The organism is Pseudarthrobacter quantipunctorum, assembly GCF_045291495.1.
Classification (GTDB): Bacteria; Actinomycetota; Actinomycetes; order Actinomycetales; family Micrococcaceae; genus Arthrobacter; species Arthrobacter quantipunctorum.
The window spans coordinates 3,054,437-3,073,964 of record NZ_CP148033.1 but is presented as its reverse complement, the minus strand read 5'-3'; the positions used below and the strand labels follow the sequence as shown (position 1 = coordinate 3,073,964).

Below are 19,528 nucleotides of genomic sequence, written 5' to 3'. Positions count from 1 at the left end.
GGCGGCCCCACCTGGTCCGGGGGGCTCAGGCCGGAAGGCCGGCCCTGATCTGGATGAGGGTGAGGTCCAGCAGGGGCGTGGGGACGTCGAGGTCGCGGGCCCTTCGGCCGAGATCTCCGAGGATGTGCTCGGCTTCCGAGGGCAGTCCTGCGGTGAGGTCCCGGTACAGGGAGGAGGTGAAGGCCGATCCCTTTTCGGTAAGGATGGAGACTGCCTGTGCGTGGCCGGCGTCGGAAACGGGATGTCCTGCCGCGGCAGCCACCGCTTCCGTCTCGCTGATGGCGTCTATGATCCTGGCCTCGCCGCCGGCATCGATGATGCGGCCCACGGGTGCCCGGAACAGGCAGTTGACGATTCCCGCTGCGGCGATGAAGGCCCACTTCTCCCAGAGCGCGCGTTCGATGTCATCCACCACGGAGAATTGCACGCCGGGGACGGCAAGCGCCCGGGAAACCTCGGCGGGGACACTGCGGCCGGTCAGGCCGCCGATCGTGAGGGATGTCAGGGCTACCTGCTGCCGGACCACATCGCCGTCCAGCGTGGCGACGATCCGGGCCAGGCCGCCGAGCACCTGGCCCGGGAACAGCTGCTCGAGGCGGTCCACATGGGCCATGCCGTTCAGGATGGGGATGATGGCGGTTCCGGGCATCACGAACGGCCGGATATCGGCCACCGCGGCCTCCAGAGCGGTGGCTTTGACCGTGATGAGGATCAGATCGTACGTTGCCGGTTCGTCAGTGGCCGTGATGGTCTGGACCGGAAGCGTCCGGTCAGCGGCGGTGGAGATGAAGCGCAGCCCATCCCGGCGAAGGGCTTCCTGCTTGCGAGGGCGCACCAGATACGTGACATCCCGCCCCGCTTCCTGCAGGAGCGTACCGAACGCCCCGCCTGTGGCACCGGCTCCGACGACGAGAATCCGCATGGTGTTTGGCCTTTCCGAAGGTTTCCTGTGTCCAGTGTCAGTGCTGTGCGGGCCTTACGCCCGCGGGGCACCGACGTACCGCGGCACCCTTGCAGCGTATTCACGGTACGCGGGTCCGAAGAGACGGGCCAGGGCGGCCTCCTCGCCCAGGATGGAGCGGTGTTCCACCAGAAGTTCGGCGGGCATCGTCACCAGGGCCCAGCATGAACCGGCCAGAGTCCCCGCACCCAACTCGATGAGCCACCAGCCCACGTACATCGGATGGCGGGTGAACGCGTACGGGCCGGTGGTGACCAGTTCCTCCGGCCGTTCCAGCACGAAGGGACCTTCCGAGAGGCGCCGCCGCTCCGCGAGGGCCCAAAGGTTAAGTCCGACGCCGGCAATCACCAGCGCGGCCCCTGCGGTCCGGTGGGCGGAACGGGGGCCGGGAAGTGGCACGGGGCGGAGCCGCTGGAGGAGAACGTCTCCGGCCATCGCGGCCACGACGGGGAACGGCAGCGGCAGGTTCCCGTAGGCCTCCTTTACCCGGCGGGCCAGGGAACCGATGGAGCGGCCCGTCACGGTCAGGAGGGTTCCGCGGCGAAGCCCAGCCCCCGCTCCGCCAGGGCGGTGTCGAGGAGGCGGATCGCCTTGGGGCCCACGCCGTGCAGGGCCAGCAGTTCACTGGACGGGTGTTCGGCCACCTGGGCCAGGGTGGTGATACCTGCCTGGACCAGCGCGTTGGTGGCCGGGCGTCCGATGGCCGGAAGGTCGCCAACCTGCGAAGGCGTGTCTGGAGTGCTCATGGGAATCAGGGTCTCATGCGCAACCGGGTGCTTCCATGGACGGCAGGGTGCGCTGCGTGCCAGCCCGGGAGCAGTGGACGTTCAGCCGAGCGGACGCAGGAACGCCGTGGCATCCGACGCCATTTGGCCCGGGTGCGGCGGCTACGCCTCCCGCCCCTCCCGCTGGTACGCGCGCACGGCCTCGCTCGTGGTGGGGTAGAAGTGTGCGGGGGAGAAGCGCGCGGCCATGCCGTACCGCAGCAGCCTGTCCTTGACCGGCCCTTTCATCTCCGCGAACACCAGGTCCACGCCGTGCCGTTCCAGCCATTCGTCCAGCTGGATCAGCTCATCCAGCGCGGTGGTGTCGATTCCTGTTACGGGCTCGGCCGCCAGCACCACGCGTTCGGTGCCGGGCGGGGCCTCGTCCAGTGCGTTGCGCACAAAGGACCCCAGCAGCGCGCCGTTGCCGAAGAACAGCGGCGCGTCGAAGCGCAGGATCAGCAGGCCCGGGACGCGCTCGCCGTCCGGGTGGCGGCTCACGTCGTGGTAGCCGGGGACGCCGGGCACGTCCACCAGTTCGGCACGGTAGGGGTCCCAGGCCCGCCGCAGGAAGTCCAGGATGGCAAGGCCGACGGCCACGACGATCCCGGGGAGGACGCCCAGGACAGTGACCCCGAGGAACGCCGCGAGCATCACCAGCGATTCGCTGCGGCTCATGCCCAAAAGCCGGCGCACCCCTGCAGGGTCTGCTATTCCCACGGCTGCGGCGATCACGATGGCGGCAAGGGTGGTGGACGGCAGGAACTCGGTGACCCTGGGCGCCGCAAGCATGAAGCCGAGCACCAGGACTGCGCCAACCACGCCCGTCAGCTGGGATTTCGAGCCCGACTCCACCGCCACCGGCGTGCGGGAGGTGCTGGCTGAAATGGGGAAGCCGCCCAGCAGGCCGCTGGCTGCGTTCGCCGTGCCAAGGGCCGCCATCTCATGGTTGCCGGAGACCTTGCCGTTGCGGGCGGCGGCAAGGGACTGGGACAGGGTTCCGGTGTCCACAAAGACAATCAGGGCGATGCCCGCGGCGGCGGGCAGCAGCGCCAGGACGTCGGCCCAGCCGATCCCGCCGAGGGCCGGCGCAGGGAGCCCCTGCGGGAGGGCGCCGGTAACGTCCACCCGGTCGCGGAGCCCCAGCAGTGCCACTGCGGTGCAGGACACGACGACGGCGATCAGCACGCCGGGGACCTTCCACTTCAGCCACCGCGGCACGAAAATGAGCGCCAGTGATGCAAGCCCCAGCAGCAGCGCCGCCATATTGGTTTCACCGGCGAGCATCTTGGGCACCGCGGCGAAGAGCTTGTCCCAGGGCGTTTCACCGTCCACGGAGATCCCCAGGAGGACGGGAACCTGGGAGGCCATCACCAGCAGGGCAATGCCGTTGAGGTAGCCCAGCCGGATGGGCTTGGACAGCAGTCCCGTCACGATGCCCAGCCGCAACGCCGAACCCACCAGCATGATCGCGCCGATCAGGATGGCCAGGAGGCCCGCCAGGGCCACGGACCTCTGCTCGTCGGCCGCGGCCAGGGGCAGCAGGGCAGCCACGATCATGGGGGCGAGTGCCGAATCCGGGCCCAGCACCAGCACACGCGAGGGCCCTACAGCCGCGTAGGCAAGCAAGGGCACCACTGTCGCGTAGAGGCCGGTGACCGGCGGGAGGCCGGCGGCCTGGGCATAGGCCATGCCCGCGGGCACAAGGACTGCGAAGAGCGCGGCCCCTGCCACCAGGTCGTGCCGCAGCCACTCGGTCCTGTAGCCGCGAAGCGACGGCGGGATCCACAAGGATCGGGGCTTTCCGGAGCGGCGCATGCTCCGATCATGGCCCATCCTGCCGTTGCCCGCCATTGTGCAGCGCCGTGAAGGCGGAGGCTTTGGGTGTAGGCGTATTGACTGCCTGTGGCCGGAGGAATAGCGTCTGCGGTTAACGGGGCCGGTTGCCCCGTTTCCACGGGTTTAGGGGCCGGATCTGGGCCGCTCCTGCATGGCGATGGAGCCAGGTGAGGAGGATTCTGCGCGGATGCCATCCTGCGCCAAACGTGCCCGGGCTCCGCGGGTACCTTCCGGATGGCCACAGAAACCGGGTTAGGGATCCAGGGAAGGAAAGAACCGTGCCGAAGTATCTGTTTGAGGCCACATACGTGGGCCAGGGCATCAAGGGGCTTATGCAGGAGGGCGGCACCAAGCGGCGTGACGCGCTGGTGGAGGCATTGCAGTCCGTGGGCGGAACGCTGGAGAGTTTCTACTACGCCTTTGGCTACTACGACGTCCTGGGCGTTTTCGAGGCGCCGGACGATGCAAGCGCCGCAGCACTGTCGTTGCTGATCAACTCGACGGGGAACGTCAACGTCCGCCTGAAGCCCCTCCTGACGGTCAAGGACCTCGACGAGGCCGCCAAGAAGACGCCGTCCTACCGCGCGCCGGGGAAGTAGGTGACAGTCCGGCACCTTGCCAGCGTGCCGCCGTCGTAATTCACGACGGCGGCAATCCCGGCCGGCCCTGCCGCCCACCAAGGCAAGTGGTAGGGTCGCTGGCGTGTCGTGGGTGAACGGGACGGTGATATTGAGCCTGCCCCTGGCTGGGCGCTCCCTGGTACAGAACAGCCCGGCCCGGCGGGTGCCGAGCCACGGCACGGATCTCATGGCCTCCACCTACGCCATCGACCTGGTGCCGGTCGACTCTTCGGGACGCAGCGCAGCACGGAGAGACTGGCGCACCATGCTGGCCGCCGAGCCGCCCGAGAGGTTCGTGGGCTTCGGCGCTCCCGTCCTGGCGCCGGCCGGAGGGACAGTGGTGCACGTCCATGACGGCGAGCCTGACCACGAGGCCAGGCGCTCACAGCTTGCCCTCGTCCCCTACATGCTCGGTCAGGCAGGCAGGCTCCGCCGGGGCGCCGCCGGGCTCGCCGGAAACTATGTGGTGCTGCAGCTTGAGGACCGGCGAGGCTTTGTCGTCCTCGCGCATCTGCAGCGCGGTTCCATTCGGGTTGGCCAGGGAGACGCCGTGCGGCCGGGCCAGACCCTCGCCGCATGCGGCAACTCGGGCAACTCCACCGAGCCCCACCTTCACGTGCAGGCCATGGATCAAGCCGATCCGATGTCAGCTGCCGGTGTTCCGATAGGTTTTGCGCGGTTCCTTGAGCATCGCGGCCGTGCCACCCGGCTGGTGGAGTACGGGCTCCCCGCGGAAGGGTCCATCATCGAACCGGCGGGCTGATTCTGCTTTTCGTTGTTGCCGCCGTCGCCGCTGACCGTGAGGGCCATCTGCTGGCGGACCACATCGCCGGAGACCGTAGACTCGGGGTCATGTCTTATGGGGGGACGCCGGCTCGGCGCATAGGAGTGTTCATGGTTGGGGTCGTTATGGCCATATCAATGGCGGGGTGTGAGTACAGCGGCCCGGACCAGCCGCCGGCACCTTCGTCCCCGCCGGCCGAAACGCCGTCGGCCGCGTCCTTCGAGGAGAACATCGATGAAGTGGCCCGTTTGCTTGCGGCGCCCCCTACGGACCCCGGCATGCCGTCCGAGACGGAACCCGCTGGCAAGCTGTCGCTGGACCTGGCACCCGGAGACTATCTGGTCACCGGCGCCTGCGCAGGGGTTTACGGGGCCAAGCTCACCGTTGTGAAGGCTGACGGCGTCCCGGAGGCGGCGAGCTTTGAGTGCACCTCCACGCTGGCCCGCTTTGTAAGGCACGACGGCGGTCCCCTCACCATCAGCGCGGTACCGCCCACGGGCAGGCCGGCAGCAACGGGCGTCAAGGTGCAGGCCAACCCTGACCGCAGGCTTTCGGAGCTCGAAGACCTTTCAGACTGGGCAGCACAGCAGCTGCAACCGCCTGTACCCGGCGAGCTGCGGGGCACCAGCAGCGGGAACACAACCACCACCGCCGGTCTGTCGGCCCCACCAGGCCAGTATGAACTGCACCTGGTCTGCGCCGGACTGCCGGTAGCTGAGCTGTCTGTCTCCACTTGGAAGGGAGCGGAAGTCCTCGCCCCCGTGCAGGTCCCTTGCAGCGGGAGTGTGTTCAAGGCGCCCGTGGCGCTGCCCACTGAAGGGGCCGACCTCACGATGGGACCTGGTGGCCTGGACAGCCGGTTCGCCTACCGGCTCGTCCCCACAGGCCAGCCCTGAATCCCGTCCGGACGCCCCCGATCGGGCCGGGCGTAGGGTGGGAGGCGGACGAAAGGAGCATTTCATGAAGAAAATCCTCATGGTACTGACCAGCGTTTCCGAGATCGGCGATACGGGAGAGAAGACCGGCTACAACGTGGCCGAGGCTGCACATCCCTGGAAGGTGTTCAAGGATTCCGGGCATTTTGTCGACTTCGCGTCCATCCAGGGCGGCCAGCCCCCGCGCGACGAGGTGGACACGAAGGATCCCATCCAGGTCGCCTTCACGGAGGATGAGACCACGCGCGCCGGCCTCTACAACACTGCCCGCGTCGACGTCGTTGATCCGGAACAGTACGACGCCGTCTATCTCGTGGGCGGCCACGGCACCATGTGGGACTTCCCGGACAGCGAAGGCCTGCAGAACCTCGTGGCCAGCGTCTACAACAACGGCGGCCTGGTGGGCGCGGTCTGCCACGGACCGGCCGGTCTGCTGAACGTGGAGCTGGAAAACGGGCTTCGCCTCGTCGAGGGCCGCAAGGTGGCCGCCTTCACCAATGACGAGGAAGTCGCCGCGGGCAAGGACAAGGTCATTCCGTTCTTCCTGGCAGACCGGCTCGAGGAGCAGGGCGCCACGCACGTCTCCGCTGATGTCTTCGAGGAAAAGGTTATTGTTGACGACCGGCTGGTGACCGGCCAGAACCCGGCGTCGGCTGCCGGCGTGGCCAAGGAGATGGAGAAGCTCTTCGCAGCGGTCATCCACCAGGAAAAGGCCGAGGAAAAGCACGACGCCAAGGCTCTGCGCGCCGAGAAGGACGCCATCAAGGCTGCTGCCGCCGCGGAAGCGGAGCAGTAACCCCGCAGGCACTGAAACTGGCGGCCACCCGGATGACTGGGTGGCCGTCAGTTTGCGTCCGGGCGGCAGGAGCCGCGTGCAGCTTTAGGCTTGGCCTATGTCTACTGATGATGAGAAGGACCCTCCCGTCCCCGCTGACGTTGAGGGCAAGATCCCGAAAAAGGTTCACGACAAGCCAGACACGAATGATCGTGAGGCAGTGGCCGAAAAACCCAACGACTAACCGGTAGCCACCAAGGAGTACCGCATTAGGCCTTGAGCGGTTGGGGCCGATCACCATACAGTGACTGCCAACGACACTTTCAGGAGAGACGCCATGTCCCTTGTCCGCGTGCATAACTTCTCGTTCTCCCTCGACGGCTTCGGCACCGGCGAAGGCCAGCAACTGGACGCTCCCTTCGGCCACGCAGGCATGCGGCTGATGGAGTGGGCCTTCGAGACGCGGACCTTCCGCGCGATGGGCATCCATGGGGAAACGGAAGGATCCTTCGGTGTCGACGAGGCTTTCGCCAGCCAGTGGGGACCCGGGGTCGGCGTCGAAATCATGGGGCGCAACAAGTTCGGTCCTCAGCGCGGTCCCTGGGAGAACGAGGATTGGAAGGGGTGGTGGGGCGATAACCCCGTGTTCCACACGCCTGTGGTTGTCCTGACGCACCATCCCCGGCCGGTCCTCGAGATGGACGGCGGAACAACCTTCCATTTTGTTGACGCGGATCCTGCCTCCGCCCTTGAACAGGCCCGGGCCTTGGCACCCGGCATGGACGTCAGGATCGGCGGCGGCGCCAGCACAGTGCGGCAGTTCCTCGAGGCCGACCTGATAGACCACATGCATTGTGTCCTCGTGCCGATCGTCCTGGGCCGGGGTGAACGGCTCTGGGACGGACTCGAGGGCCTCGAAGAACGCTTTGACATTGAAGCGACGCCCTCTCCGCAGGGGGTTGTCCACTTGGTTTTCACCCGTCGCGCGGCGGTGTAGGCGGGGGCTCCCGCAACTCCACTTCCAGAGGCCGTCCCGAACTGTTGGGTTCAGAGGTCGTGCGGACAAACTTCAGTGCCCGCGAACTCAGGCCTTCCCTGTCCGTAAGAGCGCTCGTCCTCGCTTCCCGCCCAGATGACGCCGCCTCCGGGGCAGGGCGTTACATCGAACGCCCAGCCATCAAGGTGCGCCCGCATGTGGCGCCCATCATCCGCCACCACTTCCCAGCCCGCCGCCGGCAGCGCTGCACGATAGTGCTGCAGCACGTCGACGCCTCCTGGGAGCACAAACCAGCGGGTACAGCCGGCCACACCGTTCATGCCGCCACCCTTGAATTGGCCGATGTGCTCGATGGAATCGAACACCTGCTGGGCCTCACGGTCCGCGGTGGCCATGGGCTCGTCCGTGCCCTGGGTCACGCATTGCGGAGCGGAAACAAACTGGTTCGCCATCTTCTGCCCCAGCGCCAAGGGGGTGACAACGAACATCCCGAGCAGCATGAAGGCCGGGATGGCCGCGGCCGTTAGCCGCATCCACAGTTTTGTCGAGAGCATGAGGCCGATCAGGGCAACCACCAGGACCACGCCGAGCGCCAGTCCGGAGGGCCCGGCTGCCAACCCCCACGTGAGCCCCTCGAACGCGGATCCGGTGACATCCCCGTACATTGCCATGAAACCGTAATGGACCAGCACGGCCAGCAGCGCCAGTCCTGCCCCAACGATGAGCAGCACCGCGGCGGAAACGGTCCGGCCGGTCGCGGGCATGGCTTATTCTATTCCCGCTCCCGGCCGCGAGACAGGGGGACGAAGTCCCTTGCCCGCGCCGACGGCGGCACCAGGGTTTACCCTGCCACAGCCGCCTTCGCTGCCTGCGAGGCCGCCATCCACTCGGTCAGCCACGGCGCCCGGACGCTGGACGTGATGCGGCAGTCGGCCACGAAGGTTCCCTTGGCGCCAGCTTCGATCCAGTCCGTAAGCGCGGACAGGTCCGCCAACGATCGGATGACTGCCGACTCAGCTCCTAGTGCCCGGGCGACACCGCTGAAGTCAACCTCGGGGATCAGCATGGGCTTTTCGGTCAGGCCCTGGGAACCGTACTGATGGATTTCGGCCCCGTAGGCGGCATCGTTGTAGATCACCACAATCGCACTGCGAGCCGCACCGATGAGCGATTCGAGGTCGGCGAGGCCCATGAGGAAACCGCCGTCGCCGGAGGCCAGCACCAGGGTACGGCCGTCCTCCACGGCACGGGCTGCCCCGACGGCGCTCGCGAGTCCCAGCCCGATGGACTGGAAGGCGGTCCCCACCATCACCAGGTCCTGCGGCCGCGGGATGTTCCAGTACATGGGCGCCCAGCCGATAAAGTGCCCGCCGTCCTGGACCACTGTGCGGCGTTCCGGCAGGACGGCGTCGAGCGCGGTGGCAAGGGCGCGCGGGTCCAGCCGGCCGTCCGGGGTCACCTCAGATCCCGGGTGGTGGCCGGGGCCTTCAGTCAGACGCCGGGACGCTTCCGCGCGCCAGCCTTCCGCCGCAGCCTCGCCATTCAGCAGCTGGAGCAGACGCGAAGCAGCCGTCTTCGCATCCGCGCTGACGAACAGGTCCACCCGGGGGTGTGTCGGCTGCAGGCCGGCGTCGATCTGGATGACCGTGCTGTCCGGGCCGAGCAGGTGCCCGAAGCGCATGGTGAAGGGGCTCAGGCTTGCCCCGGCCACCAGGACAACGTCGGCCTCGCCCATGAGCCCGGCCGCGGTGTCCGTGCCGAAACCACCCGCGACGCCCAGGTACCCCTCGCCATTGAGAAGGTTGAGCGCCAGGGCGGTTCCGGCGGTCAGTGCGCCGAGCCGGTCGGCGAGCCCGCGGAGTTCCGGCCCGGCGCCGGCGAGGTGCGCACCGCGCCCGGCCAGGATCAGCGGCCGCCTGGCACCGGCGAGGAGGCGGGCTGCCTGCCCAAGGCCGCCGTCGACGTCGTCCGTCACCTTCGGTGCGTGCGGCGCCGGAAGTTCCTCGTCCCCGGCTTCGAGAGAGGCGAGGTCGTAGGGGATGGCCAGCACGACGGCGGTGCGCCGGGTGAGTGCGTACTCCACCGCCTGCCGGGTGACGGCTCCGGCGGCGTCGCGGGTGACGGTGAAGGTGGCCGAGCCGAGGCCCGCGGCGATGGCCGTCTGGTCCACGTCCTGCGGCCGGGCGCCGCTGGTGGGGGCGTCCCCGGTGACCAGCACCACGGGGATCTGCGCCTGGACTGCCTCGGCCAGGGCGGTGAGGGCATTGGTGTAGCCGGGGCCATAGGTGGTGGTGCCCGCGGCGAGGCGTCCGGAGGACCGGTAGTAGGCGTCGGCGGCGGCGACCGCGGCGCCTTCATGCCGGACCGGGGTGAAGCGGAGGCCCTGCTTCTCCGCGGCGTCCAGGAAGTAGACGTTGCCGTTGCCCATGACGCCGAAGACGTCGCTGACATAGCTGCTGAGAACCTGCGCTACACGGCCTGAGACGGTAAGAGTAGTCATGCAGGAAGGGTGTGGCCTGCATCTCGCATTTGCAATACCCGTGGATGCAGTTGGGACTTTTGGCAGCAGAGGGCTCTTGCAGTGACAATTTGCCCACTTGTGGTGCCCGTCACTCGCACTTAGTCCGAGGTGCGGGATTCCTGCTCGGAGAGCCGGCTGATGAGGCCGTCGTAGCGGGGCGGCATGAGTTCCATGACGGAGATGGCGGTGCTGGTCCGCTGGATCCCGTCGATCTCCAGGATCTGGTTGGTGATGCGGTAGAGGTCGGCGGTGCCGCGGGCCACTACCTTGGCCATGAGGTCCGCGTCCCCGGTGGTGGCATGCACCTCGATGACCTCCGGGATGGCGGCGAGCCCGCTTTCCACCGAGCCGAACCGCGTCTGGCTGATTTCCAGCGAGAGGAAGGCCATCAGTTCGTAGCCGAGTGCGGCGGGGTCCAGCCGCCGGCTGAAGGAGCGGAGGGCGCCGCTGCGCTCCAGCCGTGCCAGCCGGGCGTGGACCGTGTTGCGTGCGACGCCGAGGGTCCGGGAGAGTGCCAGGGCGCTGGCTTCGGGGTCCTTGTCCAGGGCAAGGATGATGCGGCCGTCGAGGGAATCGAGGGTGCGAGAGTTCGCGATGGTCATATTTTCACCACAAGTACTAGAAGTTGAGCAGAAGTCCCAATGGCTAGAGCGTATCTTGCAATGTGGGCCGGGTCACTTCCATGATCAATCCTCATGACCCCCGATCAACTCTTGACTGCACCGGACACTGCGCTGCCCACCCTTCGTGGCGCCGTCGCCGGCCTTCCGTCCTACGTCCCGGGCCGGCGCAGCGCCGGCGCGGACATCGCAGCCCTCGCCAGCAACGAAAGCCACTACGAACCGCTGCCCGCGGCCATCACCGCGGTGGCCGAAGCGGCGGGCAGGATGAACCGCTACCCGGACATGGCCGCCGTCGAACTCCGCGAACGGATTGCCCGGCACCTGGGCGTCACCGCTGGTGAGGTGGCGGTGGGGCCCGGCAGTGTCGGCGTCCTCCAGCAGATCATCACCGGACTGTGCGACGCCGGGGATGAAGTGATTTTCGCGTGGCGCTCCTTCGAGGCGTACCCCATCCTGGTGGAGCTGGCAGGTGCCCGGCCGATCCGCATCCCGCTGGACCACGTTGAGGGCCATGACCTTGATGCCATGGCCGCGGCTGTCACCGAGCGCACCAGGGTCATCCTGCTGTGCACCCCCAACAATCCCACCGGCGTGCCGATCAGCCACGACCGCATCGAGGCCTTCCTGGGCGCTGTCCGCTCAGACATCCTGGTGGTGATTGACGAGGCCTATGTGGAGTACGCCGAGGCGGGCAGCGGCCCTGATTCCCTGGCGCTCTACCGCGAATACCCGAACGTCTGCATCCTGCGCACCTTCTCGAAGGCCTACGGGCTCGCCGGCCTGCGCGTGGGATACGCCGTGGCGGCGCCGGCCATCGCAGAGGGTCTGCGCCGGACCGCCCTGCCCTTTTCGGTGAGCGCGCTGGCCCAGAAGGCGGCCGTCGCATCGCTGGACGCGCGGGAGGAGATGGAAGCGCGGGTGGCTGCCGTCCGGCAGGAGCGGTCACGGATGGCCGCACAGCTTGAAGCCCAGGGCTGGAAACTGCAGCCGAGCCAGGGCAACTTCCTGTGGATCCGGGCCGGTGAAGACCTCCTGTCCAGGCTGATGAACGCGTTCGATGCCGCCGGCGTCATGGTCCGGGCGTACCGGGGCGACGGCGTGCGGATCACCGTTGCCGATGCCGCCTCCAACGACCGCGTGCTCCGGCTCCTGGAAGCCCACGCGGCCTGAAGTTTTATCCCCAACAGTTCCACCCACTAACCAGAGGAATCCCCATGGAACAACAGACAAAGACGTCTGCCCGCGCCCTCGGCGCGGCCCTCAAACCCCGCCAGCTCACGATGATGGCCTCGGCAGCGCCATCGGCGCAGGCCTGTTCATCGGCTCCGGCGCCGGCATCCAGGCGGCCGGCCCGGCCGTGCTGATCTCCTACCTCGTGGCCGGCACGCTCATCATCCTGGTGATGTGGGCCCTCGGCGAGATGGCCGCCGCCAACCCGGACAGCGGCGCCTTCTCCGTATATACCGCCAAGGCTTACGGACCTGTGGCTGGCGCCACGGTCGGCTGGCTGTGGTGGATCCAGCTGGTGGTGGTCATCGCCGCCGAAGCACTGGGTGCGGCAGGCCTGCTGGCCACCATCTTCCCCGCCCTGCCGGTGTGGCTGATGGCCTTCGGGTTCATCGTGGTGCTCACGGCTGTGAACCTGACCAGCGTGAAGAATTTCGGCGAGTTCGAGTTCTGGTTCGCGCTGCTCAAGGTGGCGGCCATCGTCGCGTTCCTGCTGGTTGGCTTTGCGCTGCTCTTCGGCTTGGTACCGGGCGTGACGTCGCCGGGCCTGTCCAACTTCATGGGCGAGGGCTTCGCGCCGAGCGGGTTCGCCGGTATAGCCACGGCACTGTTCGTGGTGGCGTTCGCGTTTGGCGGCACCGAAATTGTGTCCGTGGCGGCAGCCGAGACAGCCGAGCCGGCCCGGAGCGTGAAGAAGGCAGTCCGCACCGTGCTGTGGCGCATCCTGGTGTTCTACATCGGTGCCATCTTTATCATCGCGGCCGTGGTTCCGGTTGGGTCGGAGGGTCTGAAGAGCCCGTTTGCCGCCGTGCTGGACGCCGCCGGCATGCCCGGTGCGGCCACCGCCATCACCCTGGTAGCCGTCGCGGCACTGCTCTCCGCGCTCAACGCCAACCTCTACGGTGCCTCCCGGATGGCGTTCTCCCTCGCGGAGCGGGGCGAAGCACCACGTTTGCTTGCTGCGGTGTCCAAGGCGCGGGTTCCCGTTGTCGCAGTGCTGGCCAGCGTGGCCTTTGGCGTTGTCACGGTGGTGCTGGAGCTGGCTTTCCCCGAGATGGTCCTTGGCGTCCTGTTGAACATCGTGGGGTCCACCTGCCTGCTGGTGTGGACGTCCGCGCTCCTCGCCCAGCTCGCCCTGCGCCTCCGTGCCGACCGCGAAGGAACGGTCCTTCCCCTCCGGATGCCCGGCTTCCCGTGGCTCACGGGCTTCGGCCTGCTCATCCTGGCGGCGATATTCACGGTGGGCTTTATCGGCGAGGACTCCCGCCCCCAGCTCCTGAGCACTTTCGGACTCGTGGCGCTGCTGGCCGTGGCGAACTGGCTGAACCACCGGAAGCGGGACGCCCAGCCACCTATCGATTCTTCGGACGGTGACAAGCAGCCGGTTCTCATCGCCTGAACCAGGTGCTGTGAACCCTTTTCGTGGGTTCGCGTGAACGGAGGGCGTGTCTGAACTGGTCCGGCGGCGCGCCCTTTGTCGTCCATGCCGGTGGCCAGGCTCGACGACAGTCGACAGGGCGGCCGCACCAGCCGCTCCCCGCTGTCGTTCTCGGTGAGTCGTGATTTCCGTGTCCGCTCTCCGGCGCGAGACTAGCGAACCGGTCCCGGCATGGCACGAGGCGAACTACCGAGTGTGTTCGGCCCTCGTCCCCAAAGCAACTTCGGTGGAGCGGAAGCTCTATAGTGGCGCTCATGCTCGACGACCAAGAGCGGGAACCCCGGATGCCTGGCGCGAAGACAGTCCTGCTTACTCACGAGGATGGCATCGAGGGGCTCTTCGACAGCATTACGAGAGAAATTCTCGTGGAAGCTATCGAGGATGGCTTCAAGGTTCTGGATGAGATCGAAGACATGCGGGGGAGTTGGCTATCATGGGCACCCCTGAGCAGGCGGCAGCAAGCCGACGACTGGGAAACCAGATACTTGGCGCGGTGGGGGCTATGGAACTGTTTGCGCGGTATCCCGACGCGTCGGAAGAGATACGGGCCATCGGTCACGCGCGGGATGCCTTCGCCGACGCCGCCCGCAGCACCCTAGTCACAGTTTCCAAATGACCGCCTGCAATTCGCCCTAAAGAGAGGGAGAGGGGTGACCCCTTCCGAGGTCGCCCGCCCCCCTGTGGTCATAGCGCCTTTTTGCGCGAACGGATTGGAGATTGTCCGGAAGCCGAGCAGGTAGCGGAAGCCTGAAGCGCTCGGCGGAGGCGACTACCTTTGCCGCTTCGACCGCGGCCCAGCTGATCCGTCCGTATCGCTCTTTCCTTTTCCTTTTCGTGTTCGGCCCTTTTACGGGCTCCATGTGTGCAGCGTTCACGGATGGGGGAGTTGTGCAGAAGTGGTGGTCCAGTCCGAGGCGGGGACGGTGGTCATCTATCAGGAGGTCCCAGACGACGCGGTGGGCCATCCAGAAAACTTAGTTAGCGCCTTCGGGGCACGAACTCACCACATTCCCTATGAACTCGTGCACTCCAAAGCCAACAGCCGTTGAAGGCTACGATGCTGTTGCCTACACGGGAGAGGTTCATCTCCTCGACCTCGGGGTCGGCGCAGGTGCTCCACCTCGTGGAGTCGACAGTAGCAGCGCCTTTCCAGTTGCGGGCTGTGCTGGGGCGGCCATCAGCTTGAGATTGCTTGCAGCCATCCCACTGGCAACGCCAGTTTCGGTTGCGGGCATACCACTGCGCGAAGTGGGCGGGGCACAAGACCCGGCGGGTTGCTTTTACCGGGCAGCAGAGGTCGTTGGCCTCCCGTCGAGTGCAGCGTCCAGGGGCTTTTCTCCAATTCGGAGTCTTCATCCACAACAATTTGGGCGCACGAAGGCGCAACATATTTGTCGTGGTTGTGAAGGACCGCTGAACACGATTCACCGTGTGCCCGCCGGGAAGCGGGTTCGTGGGACCAGAGAAACCCCGCGCCGCATTGTTAGACAGGCGGAACGGTTCCCAGCCAAGATACACGGGCCGCATAGCTCCAATGGAGCGGCCCTTGAACGTGGACCTGCGTCGATCGGGGACCTGCGCCCGCAACTCATGTAACTTGGCAGGAAATACTTCCGCCGCACCACGAGGGACTATGCCGACTTCAACTGCCACCCTTCTCCATTGCCCCATTGGAGGGGACCTCCAGGCTTCGAGCCTGGCTGCTGACGGGCTTACGCTGACCGAGGAAGCTCAGCGAATCGACTTCCCAGAGTTCCTGCTGGACCAGCGGAACTATCCGGCCTCTCACATTGCCGTGGAGGCCGTAGTTATGAGCAATATCAGCAACGCCGGCCGCAACAGCCTGAGAGGTGACGTGATCGTCTACGCTGAGCCGACCGAGCGCCTCGCAGGTAAGACAATTGCTGAGCGACTTGAGCACGCCTTGCTCGTAGCCGAGATCAAGCGCGAAGGAAGCGGCCGGGCCAGCGCGGTGGCGAATCAGCTTGAGCCAGCGCTTAGCGTGTTCCCACGGACGGACACGCTTGGCGTCTACTGGGATGACCAGAGCCACGACCTTTCCGCGAAACGGTTTGAGGCTGGCTCCGTCCGAGTTAATAAGGGCCGCAATGAACATGGGTAAGCGGCTTGAGGCGCATGCCACGGCGCAAACGGCTTGGGCTCAGGTGGGAACAGAGGATGGCCGTCGGCCGATTCTCAACTCACCCTTGATCGGACTAATTGACGGCGCAGATGCCGTTGGTGAGGCGGACTGACGCAATGGCAAACACAAAGGGTAGTGGCACGGCTTACCTGGAAGCAGTATATGGGCTGGAAGATTTCGGCATCTCTATGAAGAAGCTAATCGAGCAACTACTCCGAGCCGGTGATATTGCCCACTACTCAGTCAACTATCGGGTCAAATCTGAAGAGAGTGCCTCCAAGAAGCTTGCAGACCCGGAGGCGGCGTACGAAAGCTTTTCGTCGCTCCATGACCTGCTGGGGCTCAGGGTGACCTGCTATTTTTCGGATGATGTCAACGAGGTGGCGGCTATCATCGAGAAGGAATTTGCCGTCGATCCCACCAAGTCTGAGGACAAAGGTAAGCGGCTGTCGGCAAGGGAGTTCGGTTACCGCTCTGTCCACCGCGTTGCACAACTCGGACCGCAGCGCGCTGACCTTGCAGAGTACGCAGACTTCAAAACCAAAAGGTTCGAGGTCCAGATCAGAACCGTCGTTCAGCATGCTTGGGCCGAGATAGAACATGATCTCGGCTACAAACAGGAGACCACTCCTGAGCCAATCAGTCGCAGGTTTTCGATGTTGGCGGGGGTGCTGGAACTCGTTGACTACGAGTTCATGGCGCTCCGTGATGAGCTGCTGGAGTACGAGAAAGCTGCCGACAAGAAGGCAAAATCGCCTGCCCTCAAGATGGCGTTGGATCAAGCCACCCTAACTGCCGTCCTCAAATTGCCATCGTCCTTCAGCACAAGACTCGACGCAGCCCTAGTCCGGGCCGTGGACATAAAGATGCAGAGGGGCATGCCGGAGGCAGAGTATGTGGCCAAACGAGTGCGGCAGTTGCATGAGGTGGGCATCGTGGACATGGCCCAGCTCCGGGAAGCAGTCAGGGCCTGGCAGCCTCACATCCTGGACTTTTCGGTTCGGTGGATCGAGCGACCGGACAGCATGAGAACAATGGAGCGGGATAGCCAGCGACGCCGCCAGATCCTCCAGCGTGGGTTGCCGCGGGGCATCGGGCTTTTTTACATGTGGCTGGCGATCAAAGCTGAGGCCGTTGCGCACGGCGACGAAGAAGAGCCTGAGCTACTTGACTGGTATGCCGTCCCCTCGGTGTGGGAGCAGACCGTGAGCAAGCTCGGTCCACCACCGCCGCTGCCGGGACCGGCGAAAGCATAGCTAGGAGACGCACTACCTGCGTGTTGCGTCAGGCCGTTTAGCGGACTGCCATAAAGCAGACTCACAAATTCCTGGAATGTGAGAAGGCATAGTGTGTGGATTGCGTTCTAAGGAAACCTGGGCTGCCAGGTATGTGCACTATGCACTAAAAGCCGCTAGCAGAGACATCGGGCGGATGGTCGCCTCAAGTAGAACGGCGCAGCTTAAATGCCTTCTATAACCATGTGCATCTGGGCTCCCCAACGATTTCGGCTGGCTCCGGACGCAGCTGCGCCGTGGTTGCACGTCAGTCAGCAGCTTAGACCCCGCCCTGCGCCAGCCCCATAAACCTGGTCCGGTGCAGGATGTCCACGTGCTTCCGGGAAACCTCCACCGCTTCCTCCACGTTGCGGGCGCGCGTGGCAGCCACGAGAGCGATGTGGTCGCGGTTCGAGGTGTGCAGCTTCTCGATGGGGTAGGGGGATGAAATAGTCGTACAGTTCGGTGAGGGTCTCGTGGTAGACCTCGACGGCGGAGTCCAGGCATGACGCAGTCCCCACCAATTGATGGAACTGCTCGTCCATCCGGTGGTAGTAGGACCAGTCGGTCGCCTCCGCCATGTCCCGGGTCAGGCGCTCCAGCTCAACCAGCTGTTCAGCGGTGGCATTGACCGCCGCATAATGCGTCACCGCGCACTCGAACAGCAGCCTCAGGTCCACCAGCCGGTTCACGGCCTGTGACTCGGCGCGCGATGCCGAGAGTTCCGCCAAAACATCCGACGGCGGTGAATCCGCCACAAACGTTCCGCCGGCCCGCCCGCGCCAGCGCACCACCGCACCCTGCTCCGCCAGGCTCGCCAGTGCACGGCGGGCAGTGATCGGGCTGACCGAAGGCCCAAGGCCACATCCTCCTGGTCAGGCAGCCGCTCCCCAGGCTTCAAGAGCCCCAAAGAAATTGCCATCCCGATCCAAATCCTCACAGCGTCCATGGCGCTGCGGCGCTCCATCCCGGGCATCCTGTCGGCGCCGAGACGCGAGGGCTCGGCGGTGTCCTCCAGCTGACGGGTCATATCCGCTACTTTACGGCCCCACTTCTTCAGTAGGCCCACTCCCAAACCGGGCAGCAGGGGGCTGCTCGGGAATTCTTGGGGCAGAAAGAGGCAGCTTAGGATCAAAAGGTGAACAAAGAGGATAGGCGTGAGGCGAGTACACAATCGGATTCCCGGACAAGTCTAGGGCTGGGTTGGGTCGTACTTTTATCAATTGCGGGTACGGTGGCACTTGGAGCCGCCTCAATGGTCCTGTTTGCTGACTTGCTTTCGGGCAGCACTTGGCCGTTCGGCGGAGCTAGCTGGCCAGCTGTGGAACCCGCCAAGTGGTACGACATCTCTCGTAGTGCCATCGCAATGGTTGGTTTAGTAGGTCTAGGGGGCGGGGCCATAATCGCATATAGGCGCCAGCGTGTAACCGAGTACAGGCAAGACCTAGAGCAACAGCGGCATGACTTTGAGGTAAATAAGTACTCAGACAGCGGAAGCGCAGATTTACATGCCAGGTTCGAGTCTGCGGCTGAGCAACTTGGGCATGAGAAGGCTGCTGTCCGGTTGGCAGGCGTTTATTCTATGGTGGCCGTTTCAGAAGGCTGGCTAGCAAGGGGTGACAAAAGGCAACAGAGAGTATGTGTCGACGTTCTTTGTGCTTATCTGCGAATGCCATATGATCCGGACACTGCATCACAGGGCGAAAAGGAAGTCCGACTCACGCTCCTCAGCATCCTCAGACAGAAGCTCCTGAGTGAAGAAGACCCAGCGACGTGGTGTCGTATCCCATTGGATTTCACCGGTGCTACATTCGATGGCGGTAGTTTGAGCGGTGCCAGGTTTTTCTCTACCGTAAAGTTTGACAGCGCGAAGTTTGCGGGCAACGGGTTGAGTTTTGACGCGGCGACGTTCTTGGCCGGACAAGTCTCCTTTGCACGCGCTCGTTTCATCGAAGGAACGGTTTCCTTTTCAAAAGCAAAGTTTTCAGGGGGTTTCGTTGATTTCGGCTCCGCGGCCTTGCGTGGGGGAGTGGTTTCCTTCCATGGGGCGGAATTGAAGAGCGAACGCCTATCATTTATGCGAACTAGCATTGATGGAGGTGGTATCGAGTTCACGCAGATGCAATTCCTTGGCGGGCGTGCCGAATTTCGTCTTCTGCATGACCGCGGTTTCGTTACATTTGATGAAGCGACGTTTGCGGGCGGGGAAGTTGACTTCGATTCATCGAAGTTTCAGGGAGGCAGCATCCGCTTCCGCGATTCAGCCTTCAACGGGACTTCGGTGGATTTATCGAAAGTTATAATACGCGAAGGGTCGCAGTTCGATTTTGAGCGCCCTTCATCGTGGAATGTACCGCCAATTGTACCTTGGGGCGACGGTCCCGTCTCTTTGCGCTCAGACGTGTATCCTGAAGTGTGGCCGCCAGTGGTTGGCAGTTTTTCACCCAGTCAAAGCTAAATGCTATCTCTACAGGACGTGCAAATAGCAAGAGGCTATGGTGGATTCTGCCCGTCGCGCCTGCAATTAGAAAGCGACCGGTGCTCAATATCCTGGGAGTACACGGCGGTTCAGGTGTGCGCGTTCAACATGCTGACGGCATGTGCAACGACACTAAAGGCAATTGAAA

The 19,528-nt window shown here is 65.0% G+C and carries 18 protein-coding genes and 2 pseudogenes; 11 read left to right on the top strand and 9 right to left on the bottom strand.

Annotated features, from left to right (window positions below; all coding sequences use genetic code 11):
- Positions 1–25: 25 nt before the first annotated feature.
- The 4 genes from WHH00_RS13915 to WHH00_RS13900 all read right to left on the bottom strand — a co-directional run bounded on the left by WHH00_RS13915 (position 26) and on the right by WHH00_RS13900 (position 3,543).
- Positions 26–922: a ketopantoate reductase family protein gene (locus tag WHH00_RS13915; RefSeq protein ID WP_406633649.1), complete on the bottom strand. Its 897-nt coding sequence runs from the start codon at positions 920–922 to the stop codon at positions 26–28.
- Between the two features lie 54 nt (positions 923–976).
- A complete protein-coding gene (locus WHH00_RS13910) occupies positions 977–1,483 on the bottom strand; it encodes a methyltransferase family protein (RefSeq protein WP_406633647.1) in 507 nt (168 codons plus the stop codon).
- Positions 1,484–1,485: 2 nt separating this feature from the next.
- A complete protein-coding gene (locus WHH00_RS13905; RefSeq protein ID WP_400602591.1) occupies positions 1,486–1,707 on the bottom strand; it encodes a hypothetical protein in 222 nt (73 codons plus the stop codon).
- Between the two features lie 141 nt (positions 1,708–1,848).
- Complete coding sequence (locus WHH00_RS13900) at positions 1,849–3,543, bottom strand: SulP family inorganic anion transporter (RefSeq protein WP_406633645.1); 1,695 nt, start codon at positions 3,541–3,543, stop codon at positions 1,849–1,851.
- Between the two features lie 299 nt (positions 3,544–3,842).
- Between WHH00_RS13900 and WHH00_RS13895 the strand changes: the two genes are divergently transcribed.
- From WHH00_RS13895 to WHH00_RS13870, 6 genes are all read left to right on the top strand, one after another.
- Complete coding sequence (locus tag WHH00_RS13895; RefSeq protein WP_406633643.1) at positions 3,843–4,163, top strand: GYD domain-containing protein; 321 nt, start codon at positions 3,843–3,845, stop codon at positions 4,161–4,163.
- A 103-nt stretch (positions 4,164–4,266) separates the two neighbouring features.
- The gene (locus WHH00_RS13890) at positions 4,267–4,947 is read left to right on the top strand and encodes a M23 family metallopeptidase (protein WP_400602585.1); all 681 of its coding nucleotides are present in this window, start codon (positions 4,267–4,269) and stop codon (positions 4,945–4,947) included.
- A gap of 131 nt (positions 4,948–5,078) precedes the next feature.
- Positions 5,079–5,864, top strand: coding sequence for a hypothetical protein (locus tag WHH00_RS13885; RefSeq protein WP_406633641.1), 786 nt, complete (start codon positions 5,079–5,081; stop codon positions 5,862–5,864).
- Positions 5,865–5,928: 64 nt separating this feature from the next.
- Positions 5,929–6,699, top strand: coding sequence for a type 1 glutamine amidotransferase domain-containing protein (locus WHH00_RS13880; RefSeq protein WP_406633639.1), 771 nt, complete (start codon positions 5,929–5,931; stop codon positions 6,697–6,699).
- A gap of 97 nt (positions 6,700–6,796) precedes the next feature.
- The gene (locus WHH00_RS13875) at positions 6,797–6,922 is read left to right on the top strand and encodes a hypothetical protein (protein WP_406633637.1); all 126 of its coding nucleotides are present in this window, start codon (positions 6,797–6,799) and stop codon (positions 6,920–6,922) included.
- 93 nt (positions 6,923–7,015) lie between these two features.
- Complete coding sequence (locus WHH00_RS13870) at positions 7,016–7,675, top strand: dihydrofolate reductase family protein (RefSeq protein WP_406633635.1); 660 nt, start codon at positions 7,016–7,018, stop codon at positions 7,673–7,675.
- A gap of 50 nt (positions 7,676–7,725) precedes the next feature.
- Here WHH00_RS13870 and WHH00_RS13865 read toward each other — a convergent pair whose 3' ends face one another.
- The 3 genes from WHH00_RS13865 to WHH00_RS13855 form a co-directional block, all read right to left on the bottom strand.
- Positions 7,726–8,439 (bottom strand): hypothetical protein, encoded by a 714-nt coding sequence (locus WHH00_RS13865; RefSeq protein ID WP_406633633.1) that lies wholly within the window; start codon positions 8,437–8,439, stop codon positions 7,726–7,728.
- A gap of 77 nt (positions 8,440–8,516) precedes the next feature.
- The gene (locus tag WHH00_RS13860; protein ID WP_406633631.1) at positions 8,517–10,175 is read right to left on the bottom strand and encodes a thiamine pyrophosphate-binding protein; all 1,659 of its coding nucleotides are present in this window, start codon (positions 10,173–10,175) and stop codon (positions 8,517–8,519) included.
- Between the two features lie 119 nt (positions 10,176–10,294).
- Entirely contained in the window at positions 10,295–10,798 is a 504-nt protein-coding gene (locus WHH00_RS13855; RefSeq protein WP_066274068.1) for an Lrp/AsnC family transcriptional regulator, read from the bottom strand.
- Positions 10,799–10,891: 93 nt separating this feature from the next.
- On the opposite strand from WHH00_RS13855, the gene hisC reads away from it, so the two are divergent.
- The 3 genes and pseudogenes from hisC to WHH00_RS13840 all read left to right on the top strand — a co-directional run bounded on the left by hisC (position 10,892) and on the right by WHH00_RS13840 (position 14,083).
- Positions 10,892–11,989: a histidinol-phosphate transaminase gene (gene hisC, locus WHH00_RS13850; protein ID WP_406633629.1), complete on the top strand. Its 1,098-nt coding sequence runs from the start codon at positions 10,892–10,894 to the stop codon at positions 11,987–11,989.
- A 44-nt stretch (positions 11,990–12,033) separates the two neighbouring features.
- A pseudogene (locus WHH00_RS13845) lies at positions 12,034–13,445 on the top strand (amino acid permease).
- A gap of 293 nt (positions 13,446–13,738) precedes the next feature.
- Entirely contained in the window at positions 13,739–14,083 is a 345-nt protein-coding gene (locus WHH00_RS13840; protein ID WP_406633627.1) for a hypothetical protein, read from the top strand.
- 1,043 nt (positions 14,084–15,126) lie between these two features.
- Here WHH00_RS13840 and WHH00_RS13835 read toward each other — a convergent pair.
- Positions 15,127–15,600, bottom strand: a complete 474-nt coding sequence (locus tag WHH00_RS13835; RefSeq protein WP_406633625.1) for a hypothetical protein — start codon at positions 15,598–15,600, stop codon at positions 15,127–15,129.
- 143 nt (positions 15,601–15,743) lie between these two features.
- Between WHH00_RS13835 and WHH00_RS13830 the strand changes: the two genes are divergently transcribed.
- Positions 15,744–16,883 (top strand): GTP pyrophosphokinase family protein, encoded by a 1,140-nt coding sequence (locus WHH00_RS13830; RefSeq protein ID WP_406633623.1) that lies wholly within the window; start codon positions 15,744–15,746, stop codon positions 16,881–16,883.
- Positions 16,884–17,413: 530 nt separating this feature from the next.
- On the opposite strand, the pseudogene WHH00_RS13825 reads toward WHH00_RS13830, so the two are convergent.
- A pseudogene (locus tag WHH00_RS13825) lies at positions 17,414–17,551 on the bottom strand (FCD domain-containing protein); the annotation flags it as partial.
- Between the two features lie 605 nt (positions 17,552–18,156).
- Here WHH00_RS13825 and WHH00_RS13820 point away from each other — a divergent pair.
- The gene (locus WHH00_RS13820; RefSeq protein WP_406633621.1) at positions 18,157–19,359 is read left to right on the top strand and encodes a pentapeptide repeat-containing protein; all 1,203 of its coding nucleotides are present in this window, start codon (positions 18,157–18,159) and stop codon (positions 19,357–19,359) included.
- The last annotated feature ends 169 nt before the right edge of the window (positions 19,360–19,528 follow it).

Coding starts and splice junctions, on each gene's coding strand:
- WHH00_RS13915 (WP_406633649.1), bottom strand. CDS start 922: ATGCGGATTCTCGTCGTCGGAGCCGGTGCCACAGGCGGGGCGTTCGGT.
- WHH00_RS13905 (WP_400602591.1), bottom strand. CDS start 1,707: ATGAGCACTCCAGACACGCCTTCGCAGGTTGGCGACCTTCCGGCCATC.
- WHH00_RS13900 (WP_406633645.1), bottom strand. CDS start 3,543: ATGCGCCGCTCCGGAAAGCCCCGATCCTTGTGGATCCCGCCGTCGCTT.
- WHH00_RS13885 (WP_406633641.1), top strand. CDS start 5,079: ATGGTTGGGGTCGTTATGGCCATATCAATGGCGGGGTGTGAGTACAGC.
- WHH00_RS13880 (WP_406633639.1), top strand. CDS start 5,929: ATGAAGAAAATCCTCATGGTACTGACCAGCGTTTCCGAGATCGGCGAT.
- WHH00_RS13875 (WP_406633637.1), top strand. CDS start 6,797: ATGTCTACTGATGATGAGAAGGACCCTCCCGTCCCCGCTGACGTTGAG.
- WHH00_RS13870 (WP_406633635.1), top strand. CDS start 7,016: ATGTCCCTTGTCCGCGTGCATAACTTCTCGTTCTCCCTCGACGGCTTC.
- WHH00_RS13865 (WP_406633633.1), bottom strand. CDS start 8,439: ATGCCCGCGACCGGCCGGACCGTTTCCGCCGCGGTGCTGCTCATCGTT.
- WHH00_RS13860 (WP_406633631.1), bottom strand. CDS start 10,175: ATGACTACTCTTACCGTCTCAGGCCGTGTAGCGCAGGTTCTCAGCAGC.
- WHH00_RS13855 (WP_066274068.1), bottom strand. CDS start 10,798: ATGACCATCGCGAACTCTCGCACCCTCGATTCCCTCGACGGCCGCATC.
- hisC (WP_406633629.1), top strand. CDS start 10,892: ATGACCCCCGATCAACTCTTGACTGCACCGGACACTGCGCTGCCCACC.
- WHH00_RS13840 (WP_406633627.1), top strand. CDS start 13,739: ATGCTCGACGACCAAGAGCGGGAACCCCGGATGCCTGGCGCGAAGACA.
- WHH00_RS13835 (WP_406633625.1), bottom strand. CDS start 15,600: ATGTTCATTGCGGCCCTTATTAACTCGGACGGAGCCAGCCTCAAACCG.
- WHH00_RS13830 (WP_406633623.1), top strand. CDS start 15,744: ATGGCAAACACAAAGGGTAGTGGCACGGCTTACCTGGAAGCAGTATAT.
- WHH00_RS13820 (WP_406633621.1), top strand. CDS start 18,157: ATGGTCCTGTTTGCTGACTTGCTTTCGGGCAGCACTTGGCCGTTCGGC.